At 73.7% G+C, this 26,503-nt stretch carries 24 protein-coding genes, 1 tRNA gene and 2 pseudogenes; 9 read left to right on the top strand and 18 right to left on the bottom strand.

Annotated elements, in window-relative coordinates; translation table 11 throughout:
• Window positions 1–89: 89 nt before the first annotated feature.
• Genes ACFYPS_RS09500 through ACFYPS_RS09480 form a run of 5 tightly spaced genes read right to left on the bottom strand, consistent with a single transcriptional unit; the run spans window position 90 to window position 6,318 of the window.
• Entirely contained in the window at window positions 90–812 is a 723-nt protein-coding gene (locus ACFYPS_RS09500) for an FAD:protein FMN transferase (RefSeq protein WP_354965647.1), read from the bottom strand.
• Between the two features lie 49 nt (window positions 813–861).
• The gene (locus tag ACFYPS_RS09495; protein WP_354965417.1) at window positions 862–1,452 is read right to left on the bottom strand and encodes an FMN-binding protein; all 591 of its coding nucleotides are present in this window, start codon (window positions 1,450–1,452) and stop codon (window positions 862–864) included.
• A gap of 11 nt (window positions 1,453–1,463) precedes the next feature.
• Window positions 1,464–2,882: a ferredoxin reductase family protein gene (locus ACFYPS_RS09490; protein WP_354965418.1), complete on the bottom strand. Its 1,419-nt coding sequence runs from the start codon at window positions 2,880–2,882 to the stop codon at window positions 1,464–1,466.
• Window positions 2,879–4,261, bottom strand: coding sequence for a DUF1501 domain-containing protein (locus ACFYPS_RS09485; protein WP_354965419.1), 1,383 nt, complete (start codon window positions 4,259–4,261; stop codon window positions 2,879–2,881). The genes ACFYPS_RS09490 and ACFYPS_RS09485 overlap by 4 nt, the downstream gene beginning before the upstream one ends.
• An 8-nt stretch (window positions 4,262–4,269) precedes the next feature.
• The gene (locus ACFYPS_RS09480) at window positions 4,270–6,318 is read right to left on the bottom strand and encodes a DUF1800 domain-containing protein (RefSeq protein ID WP_354965420.1); all 2,049 of its coding nucleotides are present in this window, start codon (window positions 6,316–6,318) and stop codon (window positions 4,270–4,272) included.
• A 430-nt stretch (window positions 6,319–6,748) separates the two neighbouring features.
• On the opposite strand from ACFYPS_RS09480, the gene ACFYPS_RS09475 reads away from it, so the two are divergent.
• Complete coding sequence (locus ACFYPS_RS09475; RefSeq protein WP_354965421.1) at window positions 6,749–7,006, top strand: DUF3040 domain-containing protein; 258 nt, start codon at window positions 6,749–6,751, stop codon at window positions 7,004–7,006.
• Between the two features lie 4 nt (window positions 7,007–7,010).
• Here ACFYPS_RS09475 and ACFYPS_RS09470 read toward each other — a convergent pair whose 3' ends face one another.
• The 3 genes and pseudogenes from ACFYPS_RS09470 to ACFYPS_RS09460 form a co-directional block, all read right to left on the bottom strand.
• On the bottom strand, window positions 7,011–7,940 hold the full coding sequence (locus tag ACFYPS_RS09470; protein WP_354965422.1) for an SWIM zinc finger family protein: 930 nt from the start codon (window positions 7,938–7,940) through the stop codon (window positions 7,011–7,013).
• A pseudogene (locus tag ACFYPS_RS09465) lies at window positions 7,937–10,102 on the bottom strand (DEAD/DEAH box helicase); the annotation flags it as partial. The pseudogene ACFYPS_RS09465 and the gene ACFYPS_RS09470, both read right to left, overlap by 4 nt.
• 107 nt (window positions 10,103–10,209) lie before the next feature.
• Window positions 10,210–11,206: pseudogene (locus tag ACFYPS_RS09460) on the bottom strand (ATP-dependent helicase); the annotation flags it as partial.
• Window positions 11,207–11,269: 63 nt separating this feature from the next.
• On the opposite strand from ACFYPS_RS09460, the gene ACFYPS_RS09455 reads away from it, so the two are divergent.
• Window positions 11,270–12,142 (top strand): PfkB family carbohydrate kinase, encoded by an 873-nt coding sequence (locus ACFYPS_RS09455; RefSeq protein ID WP_354965424.1) that lies wholly within the window; start codon window positions 11,270–11,272, stop codon window positions 12,140–12,142.
• Window positions 12,143–12,181: 39 nt separating this feature from the next.
• Here ACFYPS_RS09455 and ACFYPS_RS09450 read toward each other — a convergent pair whose 3' ends face one another.
• A complete protein-coding gene (locus ACFYPS_RS09450) occupies window positions 12,182–12,703 on the bottom strand; it encodes a DinB family protein (RefSeq protein WP_354965425.1) in 522 nt (173 codons plus the stop codon).
• An 82-nt stretch (window positions 12,704–12,785) separates the two neighbouring features.
• Here ACFYPS_RS09450 and ACFYPS_RS09445 point away from each other — a divergent pair, with 82 nt between their 5' ends.
• The gene (locus tag ACFYPS_RS09445; RefSeq protein ID WP_354965426.1) at window positions 12,786–12,992 is read left to right on the top strand and encodes a hypothetical protein; all 207 of its coding nucleotides are present in this window, start codon (window positions 12,786–12,788) and stop codon (window positions 12,990–12,992) included.
• 9 nt (window positions 12,993–13,001) lie between these two features.
• Here the strand turns inward: ACFYPS_RS09445 and ACFYPS_RS09440 are convergent, their stop codons facing one another.
• The gene (locus ACFYPS_RS09440; RefSeq protein ID WP_354965427.1) at window positions 13,002–14,144 is read right to left on the bottom strand and encodes a polysaccharide pyruvyl transferase family protein; all 1,143 of its coding nucleotides are present in this window, start codon (window positions 14,142–14,144) and stop codon (window positions 13,002–13,004) included.
• 244 nt (window positions 14,145–14,388) lie between these two features.
• Here ACFYPS_RS09440 and ACFYPS_RS09435 point away from each other — a divergent pair, with 244 nt between their 5' ends.
• Window positions 14,389–15,684, top strand: a complete 1,296-nt coding sequence (locus ACFYPS_RS09435) for a glycosyltransferase (protein ID WP_354965428.1) — start codon at window positions 14,389–14,391, stop codon at window positions 15,682–15,684.
• Here ACFYPS_RS09435 and ACFYPS_RS09430 read toward each other — a convergent pair.
• Entirely contained in the window at window positions 15,569–16,501 is a 933-nt protein-coding gene (locus ACFYPS_RS09430) for a phosphatidylglycerol lysyltransferase domain-containing protein (protein ID WP_354965429.1), read from the bottom strand. The two genes, ACFYPS_RS09435 and ACFYPS_RS09430, sit on opposite strands and share 116 nt — an antisense overlap.
• Before the next feature lie 56 nt (window positions 16,502–16,557).
• Between ACFYPS_RS09430 and ACFYPS_RS09425 the strand changes: the two genes are divergently transcribed.
• From ACFYPS_RS09425 to ACFYPS_RS09405, 5 genes are all read left to right on the top strand, one after another.
• A complete protein-coding gene (locus tag ACFYPS_RS09425) occupies window positions 16,558–17,205 on the top strand; it encodes a Pr6Pr family membrane protein (protein WP_354965430.1) in 648 nt (215 codons plus the stop codon).
• 43 nt (window positions 17,206–17,248) lie between these two features.
• Window positions 17,249–17,995 carry a 3-oxoacyl-ACP reductase family protein gene (locus ACFYPS_RS09420; protein ID WP_354965431.1) on the top strand — a complete coding sequence of 249 codons (747 nt, stop codon included), beginning with the start codon at window positions 17,249–17,251 and terminating at the stop codon, window positions 17,993–17,995.
• Window positions 17,996–18,083: 88 nt separating this feature from the next.
• Window positions 18,084–18,587 (top strand): SigE family RNA polymerase sigma factor, encoded by a 504-nt coding sequence (locus tag ACFYPS_RS09415; protein ID WP_354965432.1) that lies wholly within the window; start codon window positions 18,084–18,086, stop codon window positions 18,585–18,587.
• Window positions 18,584–19,966 (top strand): hypothetical protein, encoded by a 1,383-nt coding sequence (locus ACFYPS_RS09410; RefSeq protein ID WP_354965433.1) that lies wholly within the window; start codon window positions 18,584–18,586, stop codon window positions 19,964–19,966. The genes ACFYPS_RS09415 and ACFYPS_RS09410 overlap by 4 nt, the downstream gene beginning before the upstream one ends.
• Complete coding sequence (locus ACFYPS_RS09405) at window positions 19,966–20,838, top strand: class I SAM-dependent methyltransferase (RefSeq protein WP_354965434.1); 873 nt, start codon at window positions 19,966–19,968, stop codon at window positions 20,836–20,838. The genes ACFYPS_RS09410 and ACFYPS_RS09405 overlap by 1 nt, the downstream gene beginning before the upstream one ends.
• A gap of 84 nt (window positions 20,839–20,922) precedes the next feature.
• Here the strand turns inward: ACFYPS_RS09405 and ACFYPS_RS09400 are convergent, their stop codons facing one another.
• The 7 genes from ACFYPS_RS09400 to ACFYPS_RS09370 form a co-directional block, all read right to left on the bottom strand.
• Window positions 20,923–21,474 carry a DinB family protein gene (locus ACFYPS_RS09400; RefSeq protein ID WP_354965435.1) on the bottom strand — a complete coding sequence of 184 codons (552 nt, stop codon included), beginning with the start codon at window positions 21,472–21,474 and terminating at the stop codon, window positions 20,923–20,925.
• Window positions 21,475–21,563: 89 nt separating this feature from the next.
• Window positions 21,564–21,635 (bottom strand) — tRNA-Val (locus ACFYPS_RS09395).
• An 88-nt stretch (window positions 21,636–21,723) separates the two neighbouring features.
• Entirely contained in the window at window positions 21,724–22,185 is a 462-nt protein-coding gene (locus ACFYPS_RS09390) for a peroxiredoxin (protein ID WP_354965436.1), read from the bottom strand.
• An 89-nt stretch (window positions 22,186–22,274) separates the two neighbouring features.
• The gene (locus ACFYPS_RS09385; protein WP_354965437.1) at window positions 22,275–22,712 is read right to left on the bottom strand and encodes a DUF3052 domain-containing protein; all 438 of its coding nucleotides are present in this window, start codon (window positions 22,710–22,712) and stop codon (window positions 22,275–22,277) included.
• Between the two features lie 113 nt (window positions 22,713–22,825).
• Window positions 22,826–25,225, bottom strand: coding sequence for a thiamine pyrophosphate-dependent enzyme (locus tag ACFYPS_RS09380; protein ID WP_354965438.1), 2,400 nt, complete (start codon window positions 25,223–25,225; stop codon window positions 22,826–22,828).
• A 51-nt stretch (window positions 25,226–25,276) separates the two neighbouring features.
• On the bottom strand, window positions 25,277–25,756 hold the full coding sequence (locus ACFYPS_RS09375) for a MarR family winged helix-turn-helix transcriptional regulator (RefSeq protein WP_387323775.1): 480 nt from the start codon (window positions 25,754–25,756) through the stop codon (window positions 25,277–25,279).
• Between the two features lie 135 nt (window positions 25,757–25,891).
• Complete coding sequence (locus tag ACFYPS_RS09370) at window positions 25,892–26,296, bottom strand: YjbQ family protein (RefSeq protein WP_354965439.1); 405 nt, start codon at window positions 26,294–26,296, stop codon at window positions 25,892–25,894.
• Window positions 26,297–26,503: the final 207 nt, after the last annotated feature.

The raw sequence follows: 26,503 nt of genomic DNA, 5'->3' as shown, positions 1-26,503 counted from the left end.
CGCTGGGCCGGCACTCGCCCGTCCGGCTCGCGCCCCGGTCGGCCCCGCCCCACCGGCACCCGCCCCGCCGGCACCCACCGCCCGCTCCGCTAGTCCGTCAGGGGCAGGTTGGCGGAGAGGAACTGGTACGCGTCGTCGGTGATGACGGCGTGGGTGTGGTCGGCGAGGCGGTCCAGCCAGCCGATGCCGGTGACCCCCATGGCCAGGGCCGCGGTCGCGTACGCGTCGGCCACCCCCAGGTCGGTGCCGACCACCGTCACCGAGCGCAGCCCACCGGCTGGAGCGCCCCGGCGCGGGTCCAGCACGTGCCGGCCGCGCTCGTAGACACCGGAGGTGGCCACGGCCAGATCGGTCCCGGTGAGCACCAGGCAGGTCGCCATCGCGTCCCACGGGTGTCGGATGCCGATCCGCCACGGCTCCCCCGACGGGGAGTGGCCACGCACCCGCACGTCGCCGCCGGCGTTCACGCAGTGGTTCGCCGCGCCGGCTGCGAGCAGCCGGTCCGAGGCGACCTGCGCCGCCCAGCCCTTGACGAACCCGGACGGGTCGAGCCCGCCGGTGGCGTACGCGTCGAAGAACCCGTCGGTGGCGCCCCACAGGTCGGCGCAGGCCTCCAGCACGAACCGCAGGTTTTCCGACGCCTCGGAGAGCAGCACCTCACCCCGGTCGAAGCGGCACACCTCGCTGTCCGCCCGGTACGTGCTGAACCGGGCGTCCACCTCGCGCATCCAGGTGAAGACCTGATCGGCCAGCTCGTGCAGGGTCGCCGGCGGTAGGTCGTCGGCGAGATCCAGGGTGATCGCCGTACCCATGATCTGCTCGACCCGGCACAGCCCGGGTCGGGTCATCGCCGCCGGCACGTCAGAACGCCTGCTCGATCGCGCCCCGCAGCGACTGCTTGTAGGAGTTGCTGGTCTCGGTGGCGCCGGAGACGGTGTTCAGGTTGGCGCTCTGCTTCTGCACCACCTCGCCGCCGGTGCCGTTGTACCGGTCCCGGACGTCGCCGCTGTGGATGTCGGACTCACCCCCGCTGGGCAGGGACAGCGAGATGGCCTCGACGATGCGGTTGCCGGAGACCACGATCTGCACCTGCACGTACCCGTACTCGTTGTCCACGCCCGGCCCGGTGACCCGGCGGGTGGTCGGCTGCGGCGCCTTGGTGGTGGTCCGCGGCGTGGTCGGAGCCTTCGTGGTGGTGCGGGTGCCGGGCGGGCGCGCGGTGCTGCCGCTCCTGCTCGCCCTGGGTGAGGAGGGCGCGTCGGCGCTCACCGACGGCTTCAGGGCCACGCCCGCCGGGGCGACGCTCGGGTCCGCACCCTGCGGGGTGGGGTTGACCGGCTGGGCGGCCGGCAGGTCCTGGGCGACCTGGGTGGTGCCCGGCGAGCCCTTGAGGACCACCAGCGCGGTGGTGCTGGCTGCCAGACCGGTGATCGCGAGGAACGCGCGACGCATGCGATGCCTTCCTACAACTCGAAGGTGGCCAGGTGGATCTGCCGGCGGGGCACGCCGGCCCGGCGCAGCGCGCGCACCGACTGCTCGACGAGCCCGGGCGGCCCGCAGAGGTAGACGTCGCGTCGGGCCACGTCGGGCACCAGTTGGCGCAGCCCGTCGGGGCTCATCAGCTGGCGGGGGCCGGGGTCGTCGCGGGAGCCGATGACGTACCAGATCGAGGTCTCCCGGGCCTGGGCCAGCCAGTCCAGCTCCCGGCTCAGGAGCACGTTGGCCGGGGTACGGGCCCGGTAGATCAGCGCCGCGCCCGGCGGCAACTCCTCCAGCATGGCCCGGATCGGCGTGATGCCGCTGCCGCCGGCGATCAGCAGTGCTCGGTCGCGGACCCGGTGCGCGGCGGTGAAGGTGCCCGACGGACCCTCCGCCCAGACCCGGGTGCCCGGGTCCAGGTCGCGCAGGTCGGCCGTGTGCGTGCCGACCACCTTGACGGTGAGCCGCAGCCAGCGACCGTTGGCCGCGGCGGAGACGGAGAACGGGTGCGACTGCCACCAGCAGCCCCGGGTGAGGAAGCGCCAGCGGAAGTACTGTCCGCCGAGCACCGCCAGCCGGTCCAGCCGCTCACCGGTGAGGTAGATGGAGATCGTGTCGGGGCTCTCCGCGACCACGTCGGCGACCCGCAGCCGGTACCGCAGGTTGAACGCCAGCGGCGCGATCACCCGGCCCCACAGCAGGGCGGCGACCACCAGCAGGTAGAGCGCGATCCAGCCGGTCCGTACCGGCCCGGGCTTGTAGAGCTGCGCGCCGTGGGTGAACTGGTGCGCGTAGCCGAGTAGCAGCACCAGGTAGCTGGACAGGTGCAGCAGGTGCCACAGCTCGTAGGGCAGTGCCCGCCGGATCGCCCGGATGCTGCTGAACCCGACCAGCACCATGATGCCGGCGGCGACGAACGCCGAGACCATGTCCTCGTAGTCGCCGAGCAACGTGCCGACCTCGGCGAAGACCGACTGGTTCCGCAGGTCCGCGTAGCCGACCAGGGTCAGCGACACGTGCGCCAGCACGGCGACGAGCAGGGTGGCACCGATGTCACGGTGCCAGCGGGCCAGCTGCTCGCCGCCGATCCACCGCTCCAGCACCGGCAGCCGGCTCATCATCAGCACCTGCACCAGCAGCAGGTAGCCGGCGACCAAACCGGTGATCCGGCCGGCGGCCGTCAGGGTCGCCGCGGTGGTCCGCAGCGAGCCGGCGGGGGTGCCCAGCCACCACGGCAGCACGCTGGCGAGCAGGCCGACCAGGAGCAGCGCGGCCAGCAACCGCCGGCCGCCGGGGCCGCGCCGGGCCGGGGTCTGCGGGGGTACGGGCGCAGCCGACCGGCCGCCGTGCCAGGACGTGGTCCCGGTACGGCGGCCGGCGGCGTGGGTGTGCGAACGCGTCACGCGTACAGCTTCATCGGGGCGTACTTCTGGCGGGGGAAGACCTTGTCCACCTCCGCGTTGGTGAGCCCGAACCGGCCCTGCGCAACCGCGCCGTAGACGTTGAACATGTTGTTGTACTCCGGCACGTCACCGGAATCCAGCTTGTCCAGGCCGTTCCAGGTGCCGAGCAGCGAGCCGGCCAGCTTCTTGCCGGAGAGCAGGGTGACCACCCCGCCGTGCCCGTGGTCGGTGCCGCCGCTGTTGGAGCCGACCCGCCGGCCGAACTCGCTGGACACCATGATCGTCACGTCGGCTGCCTGCGGGCCGAGGTCGGTGAAGAACGCGGCCATCGCGCTGGCCAGCTCGTTCAGCCGGCGGTGCAGCTGACCGCCGTCGCGGGTGCCCTGGTTCTCGTGGGTGTCGTAGCCGCCCATCCCGACCGTGGCGACCCGGACGTTCGCGCCACCCTTGATCAGCTGGGCAAGCTGCTTGAACGCGTTGCCGATGCCCTGGTACTCGATGCCCGCGGCGGGCTGGTACGGCTTGGCGGCGAGCTTCTGCGCGGTGGCCAGCGCGCCCATGCCCTCCTGCACGGCCTCCTCGACCGGGTGGTTGATTCCGGTGAAGAGGCCCTTGATGGCCTTCTCGGTGGCGGCCCGGAACCGGTCGTCGCCGTTGAGTCGCAGCGAACCGACGTTGTTCAGCGAGAGCGCGCCGTTGTTGCCGACCAGCGAGCGGGGCAGCGTGCTGCCGACGCCGACGCTGCGGAACGCGGTGCCCTTGCCAAGGTTGTCGACCAGGCCGTCGAGCCAGCCCCGGCCACCGGTCTCGTTGGGGAGCCCGCCAAGGTTGCAGGCGTCCGCGGCCTGGAAGTGGCTGCGGGACAGCCGCTCGTCGGAGACCGCCGGGATGAAGCCCAGCTGGCCGGCCTTGAGCCACTGCTCCAGCGGCTTGAACGCGCTGGTCAGCTTGAAGCCGCGGCCCAGGGCCAGCGAATCGTTGCCGAGCAGCAGGTCGGGGCGGGCCTTGGCGAGCACCGGGTCGTTGTCCGGCGCGACCAGGCTCAGCCCGTCCAGCCCACCGTAGAGGAAGACGTGGATCAGGGTGCCGGTCTTGGTCGCCGCGAACGACGCCGAGGTGGTGACGAACTGGGCGGTGGCCAGCGCGGTGGCGGTGGCCGCGGCACCGGCGACGAAGGTCCGTCGAGTGACGCCGCGACCGTCCTGCTGGGCCTCCTCCAGGTCCTCCAGGGTGCGGTAGCGGTCGGCCTCGGCGGCGTTCTCCGCGGCGACGAGGTCGGCCTCCGCCCGCAGCAGCGCCTCGGCCGGGTTGTCGGCCAGCCGCCGCAGGTCGGGGCATTCGGGGTGCAGGGGGAAAGAGTTGTACACAGTCTTCTCCATCGGGTGCCTCACCGGAGGTGGTGCTGAGGGGACGCGAGGATCGCCCGCGCGACGGCGGTGATGGCCCCGTTGAACGTGGCATCGACCTTGGCGCTCGCCGACACGCCGGCCACGCCGAGGATCAGGTTCCTCTCCCGGGCGCTCAGCTTCTGGTTCACCAGCCGCTGGGCCAGCGCGTCCACGTACGCCCCGGCGGTGGCCGGCGGCTTGGCGACCAGCTTCTCCGGCGCCGTGTACGTGAAGGCGGTGCGGTAGCCGGCCAGGATCTCGCCGGCCTCGTTCCAGCCGTTGACCATGGTGCCGGCCGAGGTCCAGGCGATGTAGACGTCGGGGTAGCCGTCCGGGGTGGGCTGGCCCATCGGGTACTGGCCCAGCTCGCGCAGCTTGTCCTGGATCTGCCGCAGGCCGCGGGCGAACGGGGTCCGCTTGTTGTCGCCGTTGTCGTTCTTCGCCGACGGGTCCGGCGAGACGCCCAGGACGCGGTACGTGGAGACCAGGTACTCCATCGGCCGGCGTACCTTCTGGCCGACCCCCGCCCAGAACTCAGAGGAGCTGAACAGGGCCATCAACACCGGCTTGATCAGGCCGTTGTTGGTGCTGTACGTCTTGGCCAGCCGGTCCACGAGGGACTTCGGCGGGGTGTCCGAGACGAACCGGGTCGCCAGGCTCTGCGCCACGTACTTCGCGGTCGACGGGTGCAGCGCGATGTAGGTGATGTACCGGTCGATCGCCGCTTCGGCCTTCTTCGGGTCAGCCGAGTTGTTGGCGTGCGTGAAGCCGAGGATCTTCACCTTGCCGACGTAGTGCTGCTCGGGCTTGAAGGCGTACTTGCCGTCCTCGACGCCGCGGCCGGTCTGGAGCATGGCCGCCTGGCGCACGTCCGGCTCCTTGTAGCCACCGTCCACGCCGACCGAGTAGAGCTCCAGGTTCTCCCGGGCCAGGTTCTCGTTGATCGCGTCCTTGCGGGAGTCCTTCTGGTTCAGGTAGATCAGCAGCGCGGGGTGCTTGTTCGCGGCGACCAGCATCTCCGGGTAGCTGCCCAGCGCGTGCGCCCGCACCACGTCCTTGTCGAACGAGTTGCGGTACACCTCGCCGCCGTCGAATTCCGCGGCGACGTGCAGGAAGTCGTTCCAGAAGTCGACCATCACCTCGAACAGCTGGCGCTTCGACCAGATCTGCCGGGCGAGGGTGGCGTCGATCATCTCCCGCTCGGGCTGGGCGCCCTGCTCGTTGAGCTTGTCCCGCTGGTCGCGCAGCTGCTGCACCGAGAGCTTCTGCGTGGGCAGCTCGGCGAGCTTCAGCTCGGCCTTGCTCGGCTCGATCTTGTCCGGTTCGAGCTGGGCGCGGATCCAGCCGTCGATGCCCAGCCTCTTGATGTCGGCGACGACCGCGGGCGTCGCACCGAAGGTGGCCCTGCGGGCCAGGTGCAGGATCGGATCCTTGGCCAGCACGGTCTTGACGGTCACCTTGGTCGCCGCCGCGGCGGCGGCCGGGCCGGAGAACGTCCGGCCGCCGGAGGGCGCGTTCTTCTTCAGCGCCTCACCGGCGCGGGAGCCCATGTAGCTCTCGTTCTGCTCGGTGTAGGTGCGCACCGTGCTGGGCTGCTGACCGCTGGGCCGGGCCGCGGTGCCGTCGGTGACGGTGCTGCCGGTCGCGTCGGCCACCGCGTCGTCACCGAAGAGGCCGCGGAACTGCGGGATCATGGCGAGCGCCGCGCCACCGGCGACGACCGCGGCGGTGCCGCCGAGCGCGACCATGGCCCTGCGGCGACCAACCCTGGGGCCGGGCTCGTCGTCATCGTCCAAGGTGGGCAGTCCGGTTCCGGCCGGCCGAGCCAGGGCCGGGCGACCGAGACCCTCCGGGCCGACCCACTGCGGCCCGCGCGGGGCGGGGGCGGGCTGCCCGTACCCGTCGGTGTACTGCTCACGCGGGTCGGCCTGAGCCGGGTAGCCATCCTGGGGGTGGAGCGAGTCGTACCCGTCCGAGGTGTGGTGCTGGCGTCCGTCCCAGCCGCGGTCGTCCCGCGGTCGACGTGGTGGCACATTCTGGTCGGCCATGTACCAATCCCGATTTCTGAAGAGCGCCGGAAGCTGCGACCGGGCAGGTGCGACAGGTGCGGCGACTGTTGCCTGAGGGGGTTGCTACGGCAAAGTAACCAAGGCCTCAGGTGCCTTCAAGGTGGGCGGAAGACCCCCGCGAGGGCACTTAAGACACCGCTCAGCGCCGCGGTGTCGGCGTGCCGCGTACCGGGGCCGGGGCCGTACCTTCCCAGCAGGGCGGACGCACGCCAGCCGGGTACGGAACGGGCCCCGCCGCCGTACGCGGCACATTCAGCGCCGTCCACCACCACAGGCAAACTTAAGGCTCGGATAAGCCGGAGGTGAGGTGCCCTCGCGCGGAGGAAAGTAGCAGCAACGGGTGAGCGTGAGCCGCCGCCACAGCGGGTATGCCGCCGAACCGCTGAACGCGTGAGGGGAAGGCAGCGCCATGCTCAGCAAAGAGGATCAGCGCAGGTTCGACCAGATCACCCGTCAGCTCCGGGAGAGTGACCCGGCGTTCTTCAACCGACTGGATCACCGTGTTCGGGCCCGCCGAGGCCGCTACCTGATGTTGTTGACCATCCTGCTGTGGGCGTCGCTGCCAGCGATGACCGTGTTCGCCGGCCGGCTGGCCGGCGCGATCTGCGCGGTGGTGCTGGTGGCGAACGCCGCGATCATGTGGCGGTTCCGCCGCCGCTGGACGTAACCGCTCACCGGCCGGCCGGGCCGAACGCCCGGTACGCCCGGCGCAGTCGTTCCAGCAGTCCCGGCCCGCCGATGGCCGGCGCTGGCGGGCCGAGCTGGCGCAGCAACAGATCCGGTCCGGTCGCCAGCCGGGGCGGGCGGTCGGACAGCGGCACCGGTGGCAACCAGAACCGGTCCACCGCCTCGACCAACGGGGCCGCCGACATCCCGGCGAGCGCCCGCGCCGCGCCGGCCGGCGTCCCGGCATCGTCCACAACGGACAAGTCCCGGTCCGGAAGGGACCCGTCGTCCGCATCCGTGGGCGGGGTGGTGACCGGTCCGGACAGCTCCGCGCCGGTGGCCTCGGCGCGTCGGGCCCGGAGCCGCTCGAGCAGTTCCGCGCGAGCCCGGCCGCGCCAGTGCAGCAGCTCGAACGGGTCCGCGTCGAACGCCTCGGCCAGCAGGTAGAACGTGGCCGCAAGGTGCTTGCAGGGCACCGCGAAGTCGGGGCAGCTGCACCGCTGGGTCAGCTCCTTGACGCCGGTCGGGAAGAGCGGAGCGCCGGCGGCGACGAACAGCTCCTCCAGCTCGTCGGGCAGGTCCCCGGCGAGCAGCCGGGCGCTGAAGAACGCCTGCCCCGCCAGCTCCACCTCGATCCGGGACCAGAGCGCGGCCGGGAACGGCGCCAGCGCGATGGAGACCTGGTACGGCTTCGGCCGGGAGCCCTGCACCACGGCGCTGACCAGCCCGGGCGCGATGTCGAGCCGGAGCACCTGACCGGCTCGCGCGTACGACCGACCCCGGGTCAGCCGGGTGCCGAGCGCGAACGACTCCAGCACCTCCAGGAAGCGCCGGGACCACCAGGACTGGCCGATCGCTCCCCGGGCGCTGCGCGCCCGCAGGCCGCCGTCGACGCGCCGGGGACGGCCGTAGTCGGCGAACCGGTCGGTACTCACTCCACCACCGCCCCGGCCTCCAGGGCGAACAGCTCGCGCAGCTGCCCGGTGGACAGCTCGGTGATCCACTGCTCGCCGGTGCCGACCACCCGCTCGGCGAGGCTTCGCTTGTCGGCGATCAGCGCCGCCACCTTCTCCTCCACCGTGCCGGCGCAGACGAACTTGCGGACCTGCACCCGCCGCCGCTGCCCGATCCGGAACGCCCGGTCGGTCGCCTGGTCCTCCACCGCCGGGTTCCACCACCGGTCCACGTGCACGACGTGGTTCGCGGCGGTCAGGGTGAGCCCGGTGCCACCGGCCTTGAGCGAGAGTACGAACAGCGGTGGCCCGTCCGCCGACTGGAACCGCTGCACCATGGCATCCCGCTCGGCCTTGCCGAGCCCACCGTGCAGGAACAGCACCTCCCGCCCGAACCGGGCCGACAGGTGACCGCGCAGCATCGCGCCGAACTCGGCGTACTGGGTGAACAGCAGCGCCCGCTCCCCCGCCGCCAGCACCTCCTCCAGGATCTCGGTCAGCCGGGCCAGCTTGCCGGAGCGACCCTCCAGCGGCGAACCGTCCCGCAGCATCTGGGCCGGATGGTTGCAGACCTGCTTCAGGCGAGTCATGGTGGCCAGCACCAGCCCTCGCCGTTCGATGCCGTCGCTGGACTCGATCCGGGCGAGCATGTCGTCGACCACCACCCGGTACAGGGCGGCCTGCTCGGCGGTGAGGTTGCAGAGCACCTCCATCTCCAGCTTCTCGGGCAGGTCGGAGATGATCGACGAGTCGGTCTTGAGCCGGCGCAGCACGAACGGGCCGGTGATCCGGCGCAACCGCTCGGCGGCCTCGGCGTCGCCGTGCCGCTCGATCGGTTCGGCGAACCGCTTGCGGAACGTCGCGGCCGGGCCGAGCAGGCCCGGATTGGCGAACTGCATGATCGACCAGAGGTCGGCGAGCCGGTTCTCGACCGGCGTGCCGGTCACCGCCACCCGCTGCCGGGCGGGCAACGCACGGACGGCCTCGGCCTGCCGGGTCGAGGCGTTCTTGATCGCCTGCGCCTCGTCCACCACCACCCGGTGCCAGTCGATGCCGGCCAGATCGACGGCGTCGCGGGCGGCCACCGAGTAGGTGGTGAGGACCAGGTCCGCACCGTGCGCGGCCGCCGTGAACTCCGCACCCCGGGCCCGCTCCGCCCCATGGTGTACGTGCACCCGCAGCCCCGGGGTGAACCGGGCCGCCTCCCGCTGCCAGTTGCCGACCAGGGACATCGGGCAGACCAGCAGGGTCGGTCCGGCGTCCGGCGGGTCCCCGGCCAGCAGCGCTAGCAACTGCACGGTCTTGCCCAGCCCCATGTCGTCGGCCAGCACGCCGCCCAGGCCCAGCGACCGCAGGAACGCCAGCCACGCCAACCCGCGCCGCTGGTACGGCCGCAGCGTGCCCTCGAAGCCCGGTGGCGGGTCCAGCGGGGTGAGTCGTCGCTCGACCGCACCGGCGAGCAGGTCGCCCAGCGCCCCGTCGGCGGTCACCTCCAGCACCGGCAGCGCTCCGGTGTCCTCGCCGTCGGCCAGCCCGAGGCGGAGCAGGTCGGCGACGGTCAGCTCGCCGGCCGAGCGGAGCAGGCGCAGCCCGGCGGCGAGCCGCCCCGGGTCCAGCTCCACCCACCTGCCGCGCAGGCGCACCAGCGGGGTCTTCACCTCGGCCAGCGCGGCCAACTCCTCGGCGGACAACGGCTGGTCGCCGAGCGCCACCTCCCAGCGGTAGTCCACCAGGGCGTCCAGGCCGACCCCTGCTTCGGCGCCGGCCACCGTGCCGGGTGCGGTCCGGCTGCGGGCACGCAGCCGGGCGCCGAGCCGCGCTGACGGGCGCTGCCACCAGGAGGGCAGCAGCACCCCGAAGCCGGCGGCGTGCAGCACCGGGGCGCCCTCGCTGAGGAACCGGTGCGCTCCCTCGACGTCCAAGTCCATCGCCTCGGGGGCGGCGGTGCGCAGCGCGGCGTCGAGGTCCGGCCAGAGCCGGCTGGCACGGCCCAACTCGGCGAGCAGGGTCTCCTGCGGGCTGGCGGTACGACCGGCCAGGCCGCCGAGCGTCTGCGGTGCCCGCCAGACCTGCCCGGCGTCGACGTGCAGGCCCGGCTCGTCGGCCGCCTGCAACCCGAACTCCAGCCGCCACCGCCCAGCCCCGACCGGCTCAGCCTCGACCGGGCCGCCCTCGGCCAGGCCGACTCCGGCTGTCGACGGCGCGGTGCCGGCCGGCACCGGGCGGGTGGCCAGGATCGGTTCGGTGACCTCGTCGGGCGCCGGTTCCACCAGCCGGAAACTGGCCCGGACGGGACCGCCGGCGGCGTCGCGCTGCCAGGCGTCCAGTTCGACGCGGAGGGTGGCCAGCGCCGCCGGATCGACGGTGAAGTCGCGACGGGGGCCGGCGAGCGCCGCCAGCCACGCCGGCGCCGGGCCGCCCGGCCGCAGCCCCCGGGCCAGCGTGGTGGTCGCCAGGGCGGCCCGCGCGGCCGCGTCGGTCAGCGCGTCGAGCGCGTCCGCGACCAGCGCACCGGCCGTCAACTCGGTGCTGTCCGGTTCGGGAGCGGCCGGCGCGATCGCGTCCGAGGCAGCGGCCGATGCGGTGGTGGCCGGCACGGTGACGGCCCGGGCGGCTGGCGGCAGGGCCAGCGCCAGGGACCGCGCCCACGCGGCATCGGTGCCGGTCAGCAGCGGTCGCCAGATGGCCCGCGCCGGCACCTGCACGTCAGCGTCCGCCGATGACGCTCCGGCGGGCCGGTCCCCCGACTCGGCCACGCCCGCACCCGGCATCGCGCCGACGCCGGGCAGGACACGGCCCCGGGCCACCAGGTCGGCGGCGAAATCGGCCAGCTCTGCCAGGTGACGCAGGGTGGCGCCAGGCACCACCGCAAGCTCGTCCAGGGCGCGCAGCAGCGGCAGCGCGTCGTCCGGGGCGTACACCAGCACGGGGACCCGCCACCCGGCCAGGGTGAGCTTTCCCCGGGCCGTGGGCGCGACGGCGGTCCGGATCAGCTCCGGTGAGTCGGTCGGCGCGCCGCCCCGGGTGGGCAGGGTGAGCAGCGCGGTGTCCGGACGGGCCGGCTCGGCGGCGTCGGCGAGGGCGGTGACCAGGGTGGCGTGCCCGGCGGCGAAGGGGTGCGGGCGCTCGCGGGGCGCCCGGCCGGAGCGTGGCGCGGCGGCGGCCGGGGCGGCGCTGTCCTCGGCCCAGACCGCGAGGCCGGCGGTCGAGCCGTCGCCGGGCAACCACAGCCCGTGGATGACCAGCACGTACTCCCCCTCGTCGCCGCCCGCGCCCAGGATAGGCGGTGCCGGTCAGCTAGCGTCGGCGCCATGGTCGACCTGCTGGTGATCGGCGGGCTCGGAGTGGACGTACGGGTCCGGGTGCCCGCGCTGCCGCTACCGGCCGCCGATTCACACATCGTCGAGCCGATCGAGCTGCGGATCGGCAACACCGGCGCCGGGGTGGCGCTCGCCGGGCGGGCACTCGGCCTGCGGGTACGTGTGGTCGACACCCTCGGCGCGGACCCGGCCGGGGACCTGGTCCGGGCGGCGCTGACCCGGGCCGGCGTGCCGGCGGTGCTGGCCGAAGATCCCGCCGGGACCCGGCGATCGGTGAACCTGGTCGACCCGGGCGGGCGGCGCATGTCGCTGTACGACCCGCGTGGGTGGCGGGGTGCTTCCCCGTTCCTGCCGACGGAGCTGGCCGAGCTGGTCCGGAACGCCCGGCACGTACACCTCTCGATCATGGACTGGATGGTGCCGCTGCTACCCACGGTGCGGGCCGCCCTGCCAGCGGGCGTGGCGCTCTCCACCGACCTGCACGACTGGGACGGCGCGAACCCCTACCACCGGCCGTTCGCCGAGGTCGCGGGCCTGATCCTGGTCAGCGGGGTGCGGCTGGCCGACCGGGCCGTGCCGCTCGCCGGCGGGCTGGCGCCCCGCACCGTGGTGGTGACCCGGGGCGCGGACGGCGCCGAGCTGTACCCGGGCGACGGAACGGCGGTGCCGGTGCCGCCGGCCACACAGCCGGGGCCGGTGGTGGACAGCAACGGGGCGGGCGACGCCTTCGCGGCCGGGCTGATCGCCGGTCGGCTGCGCGGCCGGCCGCTGGCGGACGCGGCTCGGTACGCGGCCCGGGTGGCCGCCGCCGCCTGCACCCACGACGGCATGGAGTACCCGCCGGGCTTGTTACCCGCCGACTGACGCCACAGCGCACTGACGGCGTGGCGACCGTGCGCGGGGTCAGACGGCGCCGGAGTCGCCGTCGGTCAACTCCCGCAGGATGTCGGCGTGACCCGCGTGCCGGGCCGTCTCCTCGATCATGTGCACCAGGATCCAGCGCAGCGACACCTCGCCGAGCTGCGGGTGCGGCACCACGTGGTCGAGGTCGAAGCTCGCGGCCACCGCCCGGGACCGGGCGCAGGCCCGCTCGTACGCCGCGATGAGCCCGACGACGGTGTCCTGTGCGTCGAGCGTGAAGCTCGCCACCGCGTCCTCCTCCGAGGTCAGGTAGACGTCTCCGGGCTCGGGAGCCAGCAGGGTGGGGAACCAGTTCCGCTCGACCAGGGTCAGGTGCTTGACCAGCCCGGCGAGCGTGGTCGCCGAGGGCACCAGCCGGCGGCCGGCGTCGGCGTCGGAGAGGCCGCGCAGCTTGCGCACCACCACGGCACGGTGGAAGTCGAGGAACGAGTCCAGAACGGCGCGCTCATCGCTGGTGCGGGCGAGCACCGGGGCGAGCGTCGGATCGATGGTCTGCTTCGCCATTCGCCGACCCTAGCGACAGGCCAGCCGTCCCGCTGCCCCGCTATCCGCTGCGCGGTCCCGGCGCGGCGGGCAGGATGGGCGTATGGCCTCATCCGTGCAGATCCTCCTCGTCGGCGGCACGGCGGACGGGGAGAGCGTCACCGTCGAGCTGGACAGCAACGGCCGTCCACCGATGACCCACCACCACCTCGGGTCCGGCGGGCTGGCCGAGGCGCAGATCTACGAGCTGCAGTCCGCGGGCGAGGACGCCAGCGAGTGGGTCTACCGGTGGACCGGCCCGGCGGTGTGACCGTCCGGCTCAGACCCGGGTGAGGGTCTGGCTGCGGAGGCTGTCGAGGACACCACGGGTGACGTCGGAGGTGCCCCGGGCCTGCTCGCAGGCCTCGGCCACCCGCCGCGCGGTGGCCTCGGCGCGCTGCTCCCGCTCGTCCCAGAGCCGGTCGACCTCGGCCAGTAGTGGCCCCTCGACCTCCCGTTCCACGCCGCGCAGCGCCGGCACGCCGAGCCGCTGGGCCAGATCGAAGACCTTGCCGGCGTACGGCAGTGGCAGGAACGGGGTGCCGACCATCGCCGCGAAGATCAGGAAGTGCAGGCGCATGCCCACGGCCAGGTCGAAGTGGCGCATCAGCCCGAGCACCTGCTGCGGCGAGTAGGTGCCGTGCAGGATCCGCCCCCGGTCGGCGGCGATCATGTGGGACAGCACCCCGTGGGCGTGCCGGATGTCGTCGCGTTCCATCGGCACGAACAGCACGTACGCGTCGATCCGGTTCACCAGGAAGTCGCCGATCTGGGCCAGCAGCCGGTGGTAGCCGTCCACGTCGAGCCGTTCGGCGGCCCGTCCCGGCTCCCGCACGCTGATCCCGACCAGCCGCCTGCCGGCCGGCACCCCCTCCTCGCGGAGCAGGTCGAGCGGGAACTCCTCCGGCTGCAACAGGAACGCCGGGTCGGCGGTGACCGTGATCGGGTTGAGCAGCCCCGCCTCCTCCAGCACCATCCGGGATTCCTGGTCGCGGACGGTCACCTGGACCGCGCTGGCGAGCGTTTCCCGGACCATCCCGGTGTCCACCGCGTCGCTCAGCGGCCCGACCCCGACCGCGTACGTGATCAGGGGCAGCCCGCGTTCCTGGGCGACCCGGACCACCCGCAGGTAGCGACGGGCCTCCCGGTCGTAGAGGATCCCGCCGCCGCCCAGGATCAGCAGGTCGAGCTGGGCCAGGACCAGGGCGGAGTCGGTGCGGCTGACGCCCTCCCACGGCACCGCCTCGACGTCGGGGTGGGCGATTCGGGTGTGCTCCGGGTGGCGGGAGAAGACGATGATGCGGGCGTTCGGCTCCTGCGCGCGCAGGTCGGCGAGCAGGCCGGTGAGGATCGCCTCGTCGCCGAGGTTCCGGCCACCGTACGAGCCGAGCACACCAATGGTCAGTCCGGCACCATGCGTCATCCGTCGCTCCTCCCGGGTGCGGTCCGCCGGCGGTTTCCCGCTGGGCCGGTGAACAGTCCTGCCGAGGAGACTGCGCTGGGCCGGTACGCACACCCGCACCGACCCGAATCAGCCCATTTCCGCCTCCATGAGCTGGCTCATCCGACACGCGCCCCCGGCGCCGCTGCGCCGGATTGCGCCTCGCTGTTGTGGATCCAGGCTCGACGGGGCGACCCGATGAGCGCGGCCCGGCGAGAATGGCAGGGTGCGGATCGCCCACGTCAGCGACAGCCACCTGGCCAACCCGGAGGGGGTGGCCACCTCGGTCGGCACCACCGTGGCGCTGCTGCGCGCCGCCGGCCACCGGGTCGTCCTGCACTGCCCCGGCCCGCTGTTCCGCCGGCGCCGCCAACCGGGTGAGGTGCCCTCGCTGCCGGTGCCGACCCGGCCGTACCGGCTGGCGCCGCCCCGGCCGCCGGACGCGCCGACCGACGTGGTGCACGTCCACACCACCGGCCCGCTCGGCGTTGCCGGGCTGCGCTGGGCGGCCGAGCGAGGCGTACCCACCGTGCTCACCTGGCACACCGACCTGGTGGCGTACGCGGCGCACTACCCCGAGGTGCCGATCGGCGCCGCGTACGCCGGCCTGCGGCTGGGCCTGCGCTGGCGGGTCCGGGACCTGTGGGCGCTGGCCCGCCCCGGGCCGGCCCGACAGGACCGGTTGGCGGCGCTCGGGCGGTGCCTGCTGGCGCACACCAGCGTGCTGATCACCCCCTCGGCGAAGACCGCGGCGCTGATGGCCCCGATGGCCGGGCGGACCCCGATCGTGGTGCTGCCGACCCCGGTCGCCGCGCCGGGTGTCGACGCCGACGACCGGCGGCTGGTGCGGGCCCGGCTGGGCATCGCGGCGGACGCGCCGGTGCTGCTCGCGGTGGGCCGGACCACGCCGGAGAAGAACCCGGACCTGCTGCTGGCCGCGTTCGCCCGGGTCCGGCGCGAGCTGCCGGCGGCACGGCTGGTGCTGCTCGGGGCGCGGCGGCAGCGGCTCGCGGTCCGCCGGGCGGCCCGCCGGCTCGGCGTGGCTGACGCGCTGCACCTGCTTCGCCCGGTGCCGCACGACCGGGTGGGCGCGCACTACCGGGCGGCGGACGTGCTCGCGTTCGCCTCCACCACCGACACCCAGGGCCTGACGCTCTCCGAGGCCGAGGCGCACGGGCTGCCGGTGGCCATGGTGGACGCCGCCCTGGCCGAGCGGCCCGGCGCCGCCACCACCCGGCCGGTCGCCGAGCCCACGGCGGCGGCGTTCGGGGCGTTGCTGACCCGGCTGCTGACCGAGCCGGAGCTGCGCGCGGCGGTGATCTGGGACGGTCGGGCCGCGGTGGCGGCCTGGTCCGGGCCGCGTTACCTGGCCGAGCTGGCAGCCCTGTACGCGACGTTGCGGCCGGTTATCGCAGCGGACGCGACGACAGCCGACCCACCTGGGCCAGCACCAGCGGGAGCTGCCATCCCCGAGGCGCGGCGAGGTGACGCGGGGACCAGACCGGCGCGAACTTCGCCTTGAACCGGCGCAGCCCCCGGAAGCGGTACCAGCGCTCGCCGTGCTCGTATACCGCCCGGCCCAGCCGGCACAGCGGGTCCGCGCCGGTCAGCCCGGACAGCGGGGCCAGCCCCAGCTCGACGCTGGTCAGCCCCCGGTCCCGCGCCTCGTGCAGCACCTCGACGAGGAGATGGTCCATCGTGGTGGGTGGTGCGTCCGGGTGGTACCGCAGCAGGTCCACGCCCCACCGGTGCGGCGTCGGCATGAGCGCGGCGAAGGCCACCGCCCGGCCGCGCTGTCGCAGCACGGCGACCGGCAACCGGGCCAGGTAGCCGGGGACGAACCCGCCGAGGGAGAACGACATGTCCGGCCGCCCGGCCAGCCAGGCGTCCGAGACGGGGCGCAGCTCGTCGAGCAGGCCGGCGCCGGGCAGCACCGCGAACGACAGGTCGTCGCGGCGGGCCAGCCGCTGCCAGTTGCGGCGCAGCGCCCCACGCGCCGGCCCGGTCAGGGCGAAGTCGGCCAGCGGTACGCTCGCCGACTCCCCCACCGGGTGCACGGCGAGACCCAGCCGGCGCAGCTCGGGCAGCAGCGACGCGCCAACGTGGTACACCGCCGGGCGTCGGCCAGCCCGCCGGGCAGTCGCGCAGAAGTCGGCCAGCAGCCCGTACCGCTCGGCGGCCGGCCCCACCGGCGGCCCGAACGCGATCCACGAGCGGCCGCACACCCCGTACATGAGGAAGCTGGCCCCGGACGGCGAGAAGTGGAACCGCTTGTCGCCGAGGAGCGCGAGCCCGGAGTCCGGCTCCCGGTCGACGTCGGCGGCCAGGATCGCCCGCACCCGGCGCAGTTGCTCGTCATGGCGTCCGTCGATGCGGCGATGGTAGCGTCCGCCGCGTGTCGGGCCGGGTCCTGCGGGTCAGCGTCGGCGCGGTGGTCGCCGTCGGGCTGGCCCTCTCCGTGATCGCCGCGCGTGACGAGCCCGTCGAGCTGCTGTTCTACTTCACGGTGCAGGTCGACCTGGCCTACCTGGTGGCGCTGCTGGCCGGCGGCGACCGGCTGCGCACCGCGCTCACCGTCTACCTGGTCGGCACCGCCCTGGTCTTCGTCCTGGTGTTGGCGAATCCGTGGAGCGGCTACGCGATGGTGGCGACGACCGACGCGCGGGGGCCGGTCTCCGACGCCGGAAACCTGCTGCTGCACGCGGTCGCGCCGCCGCTGGCCGCCGCGGAGTGGCTCACCCGCCGTCCCCGAGCGGCCCTGCGTCCGGTGTACGCGGTCAGCCTGCTCGGCTATCCGTTGGTGTGGCTGACGGTGATCCTGGTCCGCGGCGCCCTCGGCCGGAACGAGGACCGCTACCTCTACCCGTTCCTCGACGTACCCCGACTCGGCTATCCCACGGTCGTCCTCAACGCGTTGCTCTTCGCCCTGACCCTGCTCCTGATCGCCCTGACCGCGGTCCGCCTCACCCGGCCCGGCCGGGTGCTGCCGGACGATCGGTGCGATGGCGGGAAACGGACCTCGGGATGGGAACGAGGGGTCTGATGGCCGCCAGACGAGGGGGCGGCCCGGCGACATGATCGTTTGCATGACGACGACGACATTTGACGGCAAGGTCGCCCTGGTGACCGGTGGTTCCCGGGGCATCGGAGCGGGCATCGCGCTGCGCCTGGCGGAGGACGGGGCCGACGTGGCGCTGACCTACCGGCAGAACGCGGAGCAGGCCGCGAGCGTGGTGAAGCAGATCGAGGCGCTGGGCCGGCGGGCGCTGGCCATCCAGGTCGACGGCGCCGACCCGACCGCAGTGCGGGACGCGGTCGACCGGACGGCCGCCGAGCTGGGCCGGCTGGACATCCTGGTGAACAACGCCGCGGTGTTCCTGGTCGGCGCGATGGACGACCTCGGCACCGCGGAGCTGGAGCAGACCATCGCGGTGAACGTCCGGGCGCCGTACGTCGCCGCGCAGGCGGCGCTGCGGCACCTGGGCGACGGTGGGCGGATCATCAGCATCGGCAGCAACGTCGGTGAGCGGGCCGTCTTCCCCGGGCTGGCCCTCTACTCGATGAGCAAGACCGCCCTGGTCGGGCTGACCCGGGGCCTGGCCCGCGAGCTGGGCCCTCGGGGCATCACCGTCAACCTGGTCAACCCCGGACCGACGGACACCGACGCCAACCCGGCGGACGGGCCGAACGCTGCGGCGATCGCCGGCTTCACCGCCGTCGGCCGGTACGCTCGCCCCGCCGACATCGCGGCGACCATCGCGCACCTGGCCAGCCCGGAGGCCAGCTACGTGACCGGTGCCGTGGTCAACGTGGACGGCGGCTTCACCAGCTGAGGACACCGGGCGCGCCGGGCAGGATCCGGCGCGCCCGGCCTCAACCATCTCCGGGGCGGGAGGCGTCTCTCCTGACGAGGGGGTGGGCATGACCGAGACGTTCCACGAGTTCGTGGTGCACCGTTCGCCGGCTCTGTCCCGGACCGCCTACCTCCTCACCGGCGACCACCAGCTCGCCGAGGACCTGGTGCAGACCGCCCTGGCCCGCACCTACCGGCACTGGCGGCGGATCCGCGACGGGGACCCCGAGGCGTACGTCCGCCGCGTCATGTACCACCAGCAGGTCTCCTGGTGGCGACGCCGCCGCCTCACCGAACGCCTCCAAGCCGAACCCACCGAACAAGCCGGCGCCGACCACAGCGACACCACCGCGCTGCGGCTGACCCTCACCGCCGCGCTGCGTCACCTCACTCCCCGCCAACGGGCCGTCATCGTGCTGCGCTACTACGAGGACCTCACCGAGGCTCAGGTGGCCGAGATGCTCGGCTGTTCCATCGGGACCGTCAAACGCCACGCCCACGACGCGATACGGCGGCTCAGAGCGGTCGCTCCCGAACTGGTCGACACCGTCGCGGAGAGGAGCATCCGATGACCGCCCAACTCCGCGACGCGCTCCGCTCCACCGCCGAAGACGTGCCCGCCTACCCGGTGTACGAGCGGGCGCTCGCCACCGCGCGCCGCGACCGTCTGCGCCGGTCAGCCGCCAGCGCGGCGGCGTTGTTGGTGCTCGCGTTGGCCGGCGTTGTGGTGCCGCTGACCCGTACCCCTGGCCTCGATCCGGCCGCGGCGGACGCCGCGCTGCCCGACCACATCGCCCTGCCGCCGATCGGCACGCTGCACGTCACCGACCGCCCCCGGATCGGTCCCGCGTCGGTCATCTTCGACGGGCCGGCACCGCGTCTGCACGGGTGGAACGACGTGAACGTCGTCGGCGTGGTCGACGCGGACTCCGACCGCTACCGGATCATGCGGATGGGCGGGGAGTCGCTGGCCGGCGAGTCGGTCCACCTCTCCCCCGACGGCCGGTACGTGGCCCGGCCGGACGGAGACCAGGACGATCCGGGCGTCGAGGTCATCGACCTGGTCACCGGCCGGACCCAACGGCTGACGTCGACCGTCGACCGCAGTGTCTGGAGCATACCGGTCGGCTGGTCCGCGGACGGCCAGTCGCTGGTGGTCCGCGACGACGTGCCGGTCGCGTTCGACGGGGCCACCTACACCTCCGTGCTGAGTGCGGTGACCCTCGGCGGGGAGCGCTGGACCAGGCTGGCCGCCGGCGACCAGGAGGCGCGCGTCGGCTCGGTCGTCGCCGCCGCGCCGGGCCGGCTCGCCTACCAGTACGGCCGCACGGTCGCCGTGACCGACCTGGCTGGCCGGGAGCTCTCCTCGTTCGCCCTACCCGACGGGACCTGGCTGGCCGGCAAGGGCGCGTGGCGTCCCGACGGCACGAACCTGACACTGGCCGCCCGTCGGGCGGACACCACCGAGTGGACCCTGCGCCAGGTCGATCCCACCAGCGGCCGGGACGTCGGTCCACTGCGCCTGCCCGCCGTGCCCGGGGTCGTCGCCATCCGGCTGCTCGGCTGGGCGCCGGACGGGTCGGCGCTGGTGGCGGCCTATCAGCCGGACCCCCTCGCCCCCGACCTGCCGCTGGAGGAGCAGTCCGACCCGCCCATGAGCGACCAGCGCGTGCGCACCGTGCGGGTCCTGGCACTGACGCCCGGCGCCACCGCGCCGCGAACCGTGCTGACCGCACCGGACCAGGTGGTCGCCGTCGACGTCGCGGACCAGGTGGTCCGGAGCGGACGCGTCCGCGACGCGCAGCCACCCGGCGGCGTGGGTGGCCGGTTCTGGCTCTGGAGCGGTCTCATCATGGTGCTGGTCACCGTGGGCGTGCTGTACGCGAGCCGTCATCGGATCGCGCTGTGGCTCGACGACCGGCGGGTCAGGCGGACACGGAGGAACGACTGATGCCGACAACCCCGCGGACGAGTCGCACGGCGGTCCTGGTCTGCCAGGGTCGCGCGGCCGCCGACGGGCTGATCGCTCCCGGCCGCTTCGCCGATCCGACGGCCATGCCCCTGCTGCGTCCCGACGAGCGGGAGGCCGTCCAGTGGGTACGCGAGGGCGTCGCTCCCCGGCCGTGGCGGCAGCGGGTCGACTACGAGACGGTCCGCGCCAACGCCGAGCTGATCGTGCCCCGTACGGTCGCCATCGACGATGCCGTACGCGCCCACCCCGGCCCACAGGTGGTGATCCTCGGCGCGGGGCTGGACGGTCGTGCCTGGCGGATGCCGGAACTCGCCGGGGTGACGGTCTTCGAGGTCGACCAGCCGGCCACCCAGCGCGACAAGCGCGAGCGCGCCGAAGGCCTGCCCGGCACCCCGCCGAGGTTCGTTCCGGTGGACTTCGGTCGCGACCGGCTGGCCGAGGCGTTGGCGGCTTCCGGGCACCGTTCCGACCAGGCGACGACCTGGGTCTGGGAGGGGGTCGTGCCATACCTGACCACGGTGCAGGTGACCGCCACGGTGACGGCTCTCGCCAGCTGCTCGGCGCCGAACAGCCGCCTGATCGTCAACTTCCAGCTGCCCGGAACGTCCGTGGTCCTGGGCCGCCTCATCGCACGGCTGCTGACGGCGTCCACCGGCCGGTCGAGCGTGTGGGCGAACGAGCCGTGGCGCTCGACCTGGACGCCCGCCGCCATGGCCGCCCTGCTGGCCCGACACGGCTTCACCGTCACCCGGGACGACGACCTGCTCGACACGGCGCGGGCCCTGCACACGCCGATCCACCACGCCAGGTCGCTGGCACACAGCCGGGTGATGGTCGCCGATCGCACCTGACGCCCCCAGGTCGGGAACCATCCGGCGTGAGCCGCCGGTCGTCGGACAAGGTCGAGCAGACGTGGGCGACGGAGGAAGGCGTGGTCAGCGGGGCGGGTCCTCGCCGGTGAGTCCGTCCACCGACTCCCGGATCAGGTCGGCGTGGCCGACGTGCCGGGCGTACTCCTCGATCAGGTCGACCAGGATCCGGCGCAGGCTCGGCGCCTGACCGTCCGGCCAGTCGCCCCGGGCCAACTGCTCCGGTCCGGCGTTGGCCAGCAGCTCCGCGACGGTGGCGCGGGAGCGGGCCACCGCCTCCCGCCAGAGTGTGTAGAGCTGTTCGGGGGTGTCCTCGGCGGCCGAACGCCAGTCCCAGCCCGGATTCGCGTCCCAGTCGACCGTGTCCCACGGTGGCCCCGGCGAGCGCCCGGCCAGCTTCAGTGAGAAGTAGAGGTCCTCAACCAGGGCCAGGTGCTTGAGCAGCCCACCCAGGGTGATCGACGACGGGCCGAGCGTCGCCCGTAGGCCGGCGGCGTCGAGACCCCCGGTCTTCCACGCGAGGGTGGCACGCTGGCGGTCCAGGGAGCCGAGCAGCGTGGCGGTCTCGTCGCCGGCGATCGGCGGTTCGGGGTGACCGTGCTCGTCCGCGTTGGTCATGGAGACGGACGTTACCGCTCGACGTGGCGGGGCGCTGCCCATGCCGGTCACTGGCCGGCCGCCCGGATCGGTGCTGATGCGAGAAGGGGTGGGCGCGGCAGGTTTCGAACCTGCGACCCCCCGCTTGTAAGGCGGGTGCTCTCCCACTGAGCTACGCGCCCGGAACGCCCGTACGGCGGGCCGGAGGCTGGCAAGCTTACCCTGCTCGCCGCCGGCCCGGACGCACGGCTCACCCCGGTCCGGTGGTGGTCAGGCGGCCGCGGCGATGGCCTTGCGCCAGCCCTGCTGGTCGCGAGCCTCACCGGGACCGTTCAGCTCGGCGAAGCGGACGACGCCGGTCTTGTCGATGACGAACGTGCCCCGATTGGCGAAGCCGGCCACGTCGTTGAAGACCCCGTACGCCTGGGCGACGGCGCCGTGCGGCCAGAAGTCGGCCAGCATGGGGAACTGGTAGCCCTCCCGGTCGGCCCAGACCTTGTGGCTGTAGACCGAGTCGACGCTGACCGTCAGCACCTGGACGTCGTCGTTGGCGTACTCGTCGAGGTTGTCCCGCACCTCGGCCAGCTCGCCCTGGCAGGTGCCGGTGAAGGCGAGCGGGTAGAAGACCAGCAGCACGGTGCGCCGGCCACGGAAGTTCGAGAGCCGGACCTCCTGGTTGTTCTGGTCCTTCAGCACGAAGTCCGGCGCCTCGGCGCCAACCTCGACGGGCATGCGAACTCCTCGGGTCGAGTCAGGGGAAGGCACGAGCCTGCCGCGCCCGGTGGCACGGACCGCCGGGCGCGCGAGGGGAACGAGTTGGGCTACTTCTTGGCCTTGGCCCCTCGGCGCAGCACCAGGCGGGCGCCGCTCCAGTCCCGCCCGGCGTTGATGGTCGAGGTCTGCTGAAGGCCGGCGGTGGGCGCGGACTCCGCGACCTCGCTCGGCTCGACGTGCCCGTCACGCCCGGCCTTCGGCGTGAGCAGCCATACGACCCCGTTGTCGGCCAGCGGGCCGAGGGCGTCGACGAGAAGCTCGAAGAGGTCACCGTCGCCGTCGCGGTACCAGACCAGCACCGCGTCGACCACCTCGTCGGTGTCCTCGTCGACCAGATCTCCACAGCGGTCGGTCAGGGCGTCCCGGAGATCCTGGTCGACGTCGTCGTCGTACCCCATCTCCATGACGACCATCCCCGGTTCGATTCCGAACCGGTCCGCCAGGCTGCGTACCCCGTCGGCGGCCTGACCAGCGGTCGCGCTCACTGTCGCGTGCCTCCTCATCTCGTCCCTGCTCGCGGCGTCGGAACCGACGCCGTCAGGCAAAGTCCACACAGTTGTGCGTCCGCGCGCAAGTGGCGCACCGGGTGGAACGGAATTTACCGTGCCAGCAGCGTACGGGCACCGTCGGTAATGGCTTCCTCGGAGACCAGAACCTGACGTGCTGCTGGACCTAATGGTACAAACGAGTCAACTCCGGCTACTCGTCGCGCCGCACCGACATATCCGGCGTCGACCAGCGCGGCGATCACCCCTTCGCCCACCCCGCCGGATCGGCGTGTCTCATCCACCACCAGCACCCGGCCGGTCGCCGAGGCCTCCCGGATGATGTCGGCCACCGGCAGCGGGGCCAGCCAGCGCAGGTCCACCACCCGGGTGCCCACCCCCTCCTCGGCGAGAACGGCCGCGGCCCGCAGCGACATCCGTACCCCGTTACCGAAGGTGATGATCGTCAGGTCGTCGGCCGAGCCGACCCGGTAGACCCGGGCCCGGCCGATCGGCACGTGCCCGGCCACCCAGGCGCCCGGCTCCGGATACCCGGCCAGCCACTCCCCGTCGCCCTCGGCGTACAGGTCGCGGGTGTGGTAGAGCGCGATCGGTTCCAGGAACACGCAGACGCTACCGTCGACCGCCGCGCTGGCCAGGCAGGTCCGCAGCATGGGCGCGGCGTCGTCCGGCCGCGCCGGCACCGCGACCACCAGCCCTGGCACGTCCCGGAGTACGGCAACCGAGTTGTCGTTGTGGAAGTGCCCGCCGAACCCCTCCTGGTACGCCAGCCCGGCCACCCGCACCACCATCGGGTTGCGGAACGCGCCCTGGGAGAAGAACTGCATGGTGGCCGCCTCACCGCGCAGCTGGTCCTCGGCGTTGTGCAGGTACGCCAGGTACTGGATCTCCGGCACCGGCAGCATCCCGGCCAGCCCGGCGCCCAGGCCCAGCCCGAGCACCGAGGTCTCGTCGAGCAGGGTGTCGAAGACCCGGGCCGGCCCGAACCGGTCGCGCAGCCCCTTGGTCACCCCGTACACGCCGCCCTTGGCGGCCACGTCCTCGCCGAAGACCGCCATCTGCGGGTGGTCGAGCAGCCCGTCGGCGAGCGCCCCGTTGATGCTCTGCGCGAGGGTCAGCGGGCCGGCCAGCTCCGGCGGCTTGCCCCCGAACGCCTCCGCCCGGGCGCCCGCGCCCGGACCGCTGGCCCGGGCCGCCGCGTCGGCCACCGCCCGCGCGACCCGCACCGGCCGGCGGGGGGCCAGCGCGGACACCACGTCGGCCGCGGAGGTCAGCTTCGGCTCGCCCAGCACCTCCTCAGCGAGCCGGCGTACCCGCCAGCCGGTCTCGTCGTACCGGGCCAGCAACTCCTCGCCCGTCGCCACGCCGGCGTCGACGAGCAGCCGGGCGGTCGCGACCACCGGGTCCCGGTCCAGGTCCGCGGCCAGTTCCGCCGGGCTGCGGTACGCCGACTCCGCGTCGGCCCCGGCGTGCCCCATCAGCCGGACGGTGCGCAGGTGCAGCACGGCCGGCCGGCGGTGCCGGCGTACCCACGCCGCGGCCTCCGCCGCCACCGCGTACGCCTGCACCGGGTCGGCTCCGTCGGCACTGAAGTAGCGGATGCCGGGCTTGGCCCGCAGGGTCGCCTCCACCCAGCCCTCCGGGGAGCGGACGCTGATGCCCAGCCCGTTGTCCTCGCAGACGAAGAGCACCGGGATGCGCAGCCCGGCGTGGTCGTACCAGCCGGCGGTGTTGAAGGCGGCGCTGGCGCTGGCGTGGTTGACCGAGGCGTCGCCGAACGAGCAGACCACAATGGCGTCCGGTGGCCACGGGGCGTGCTCGGCGCCGGCCCCGCTGCCGACCCGCACTCCGGCGCCGGTGCGCCGTCCGGCGCTGTCCAGCCGCCGCAGCCGCTCCACGGCCAGCCCCATACCGACCGCCCGGGGCAGGTGCGAGGCGATGGTGGAGGTGGTCGGCACGATGGCCAGGTCGGCCCGGCCGAACACCTTGTGCCGGCCGCCGGCGACCGGCTCCTGGCTGGAGGCGACCATCCCGCGCAGCACGTCCCGGGCCGCGCCCGCGTACGCCGCGAACCCGCCGGCCGGCGCCGGTTCGGGCTCGGTCGGCTCGTCGGGTGGCGCCGCGTCAGCGCCGGGCGCCGGTTCGGCGGTGGTCTGCGCGGCGCGCACGCAGTAGAAGGCACCCGAGCGGTAGTGCAGCAGCGCCGGGTCGGTGGGGCGCAGCGCGGCGGCGACCGCCGCGTTGCCCTCGTGCCCGGAGGAGCCGATGGTGTAGAAGCCCTCCCCGAAGCTGCGCAACCAGCGGCCGGCCAGGTCGAGCTGCCGGCTGGTCACCTGCGCGTCGAACAGATCCAGCAGTCGCGCGCCGGTTAGCGGGGCGTCGTCGGTGACCGGGTCGTCGGGGTCACGCCGCCGCTCGGCGGCGGGCAGCGCCGCCAGCGTCTCCCGGAACCGGTCGTCGAGATCTTGCGGCGTGGTCACGTCGCACAGCATTACCGACGCAGGCCCTGGTCGCCCAGTGGGACACGGTCGGCGCGGGTCGACTCACTCCGGGCCGCAGGGCTCCGGGCAGCCACCGTCGGACACCTTCCACACCAGGTCGCGCAGGGTGTCGAGCTCCCGGTCGGTCAGCCCGGCCAGGAGTCGGGAGTCGGACATCACCGCGGCCACCCGGTCCCGCACGTCCCGGCCCCGCGCGGTCACCACCAGCGTCTTCTGCCGCCGGTCGGCCGGGTCGGTGCGACGCTCGACCAGACCGGCCTGCTCCAGCCTGTCGACCAGCGCGGTCACGTTCGACCGGTCGCAGACGAGCCGCTCGGCGAGGTCGCGGGCCGGCAGCGGCCGGTCCGGGTTCAGCTCGTGCAGCGCCCGGGCCGTCGCCGGGGTGAGCCCCAGCTCGGCGAACGCAACGCCCTGCCGGTGCCGCTGGGAGGCCGTCACGTGTGCCATCCGGCGCACCACGTCGGCGGCCAGGCCGGCGCGGTCCACCGGCCCACCCGCTCCGGGAACGACCTCCTGCGTCACGGCCACATCGTACGCACGGCGCCGGCCGCTCAGCTCAGCGATCGAGATCCGCGCAACATCAGGGAAAGTGCTGCCTCGGAACGTGTTGAGGCAGCACGTCCGGAACGTTGCGCGGATCTTGTGGGGAGAGGCGGGTCAGGCCGGGAGGAAGGAGAAGCGGACCTGGCGGACGGGATTGTCGCCGTTGGTGTCGACCAGGCAGAGCGACTGCCAGGTGCCCAGCGCCAGCCGGCCGCCGAGCACCGGCAGCGTGGCGTACGGCGGGACGAACGCCGGCAGCACATGGTCCCGACCGTGCCCGGGTGAGCCATGCCGGTGCCGCCAGCGGTCGTCGGTGGGGAGCAGGTCGTCCAGCACCCTGAGCAGGTCGTCGTCGGAGCCGGAGCCGGTTTCGATGATCGCCAGGCCGGCGGTGGCGTGGGGCACGAAGACGTGCAGCAGACCGTCGCCCTCGCTGGAGACGAACCCCTGGGCCTCAGCGGTGATGTCCCGGACGGCCGGCCGGGACCCGGTCTGGACGGTGATCACGTCACTGCGCATACGTCGCATTCTGCCGCAGTGCCGGCTCAGTAGCCGCCGCCACCGTCACCCCCGTCGGAGTCTCCCCCCGCCGGGCACGGCGGCGCGGAGGCCTCGTAGCGCTAAGTTACCGGCGGGTACCTGTGTCTCTCGTCGCGTCGGGGGGACCTAGACGTGACGACCGGTGCCACCAGGGGGCAGGATGGCGCTAGAGACCTATCCCACACA

The organism is Micromonospora sp. NPDC005087 (genome assembly GCF_042872965.1).
GTDB lineage: Bacteria > Actinomycetota > Actinomycetes > Mycobacteriales > Micromonosporaceae > Micromonospora.
The sequence above is the reverse complement of the archived record's forward strand: the minus strand, read 5'-3'. Positions and strand labels throughout refer to the sequence as shown.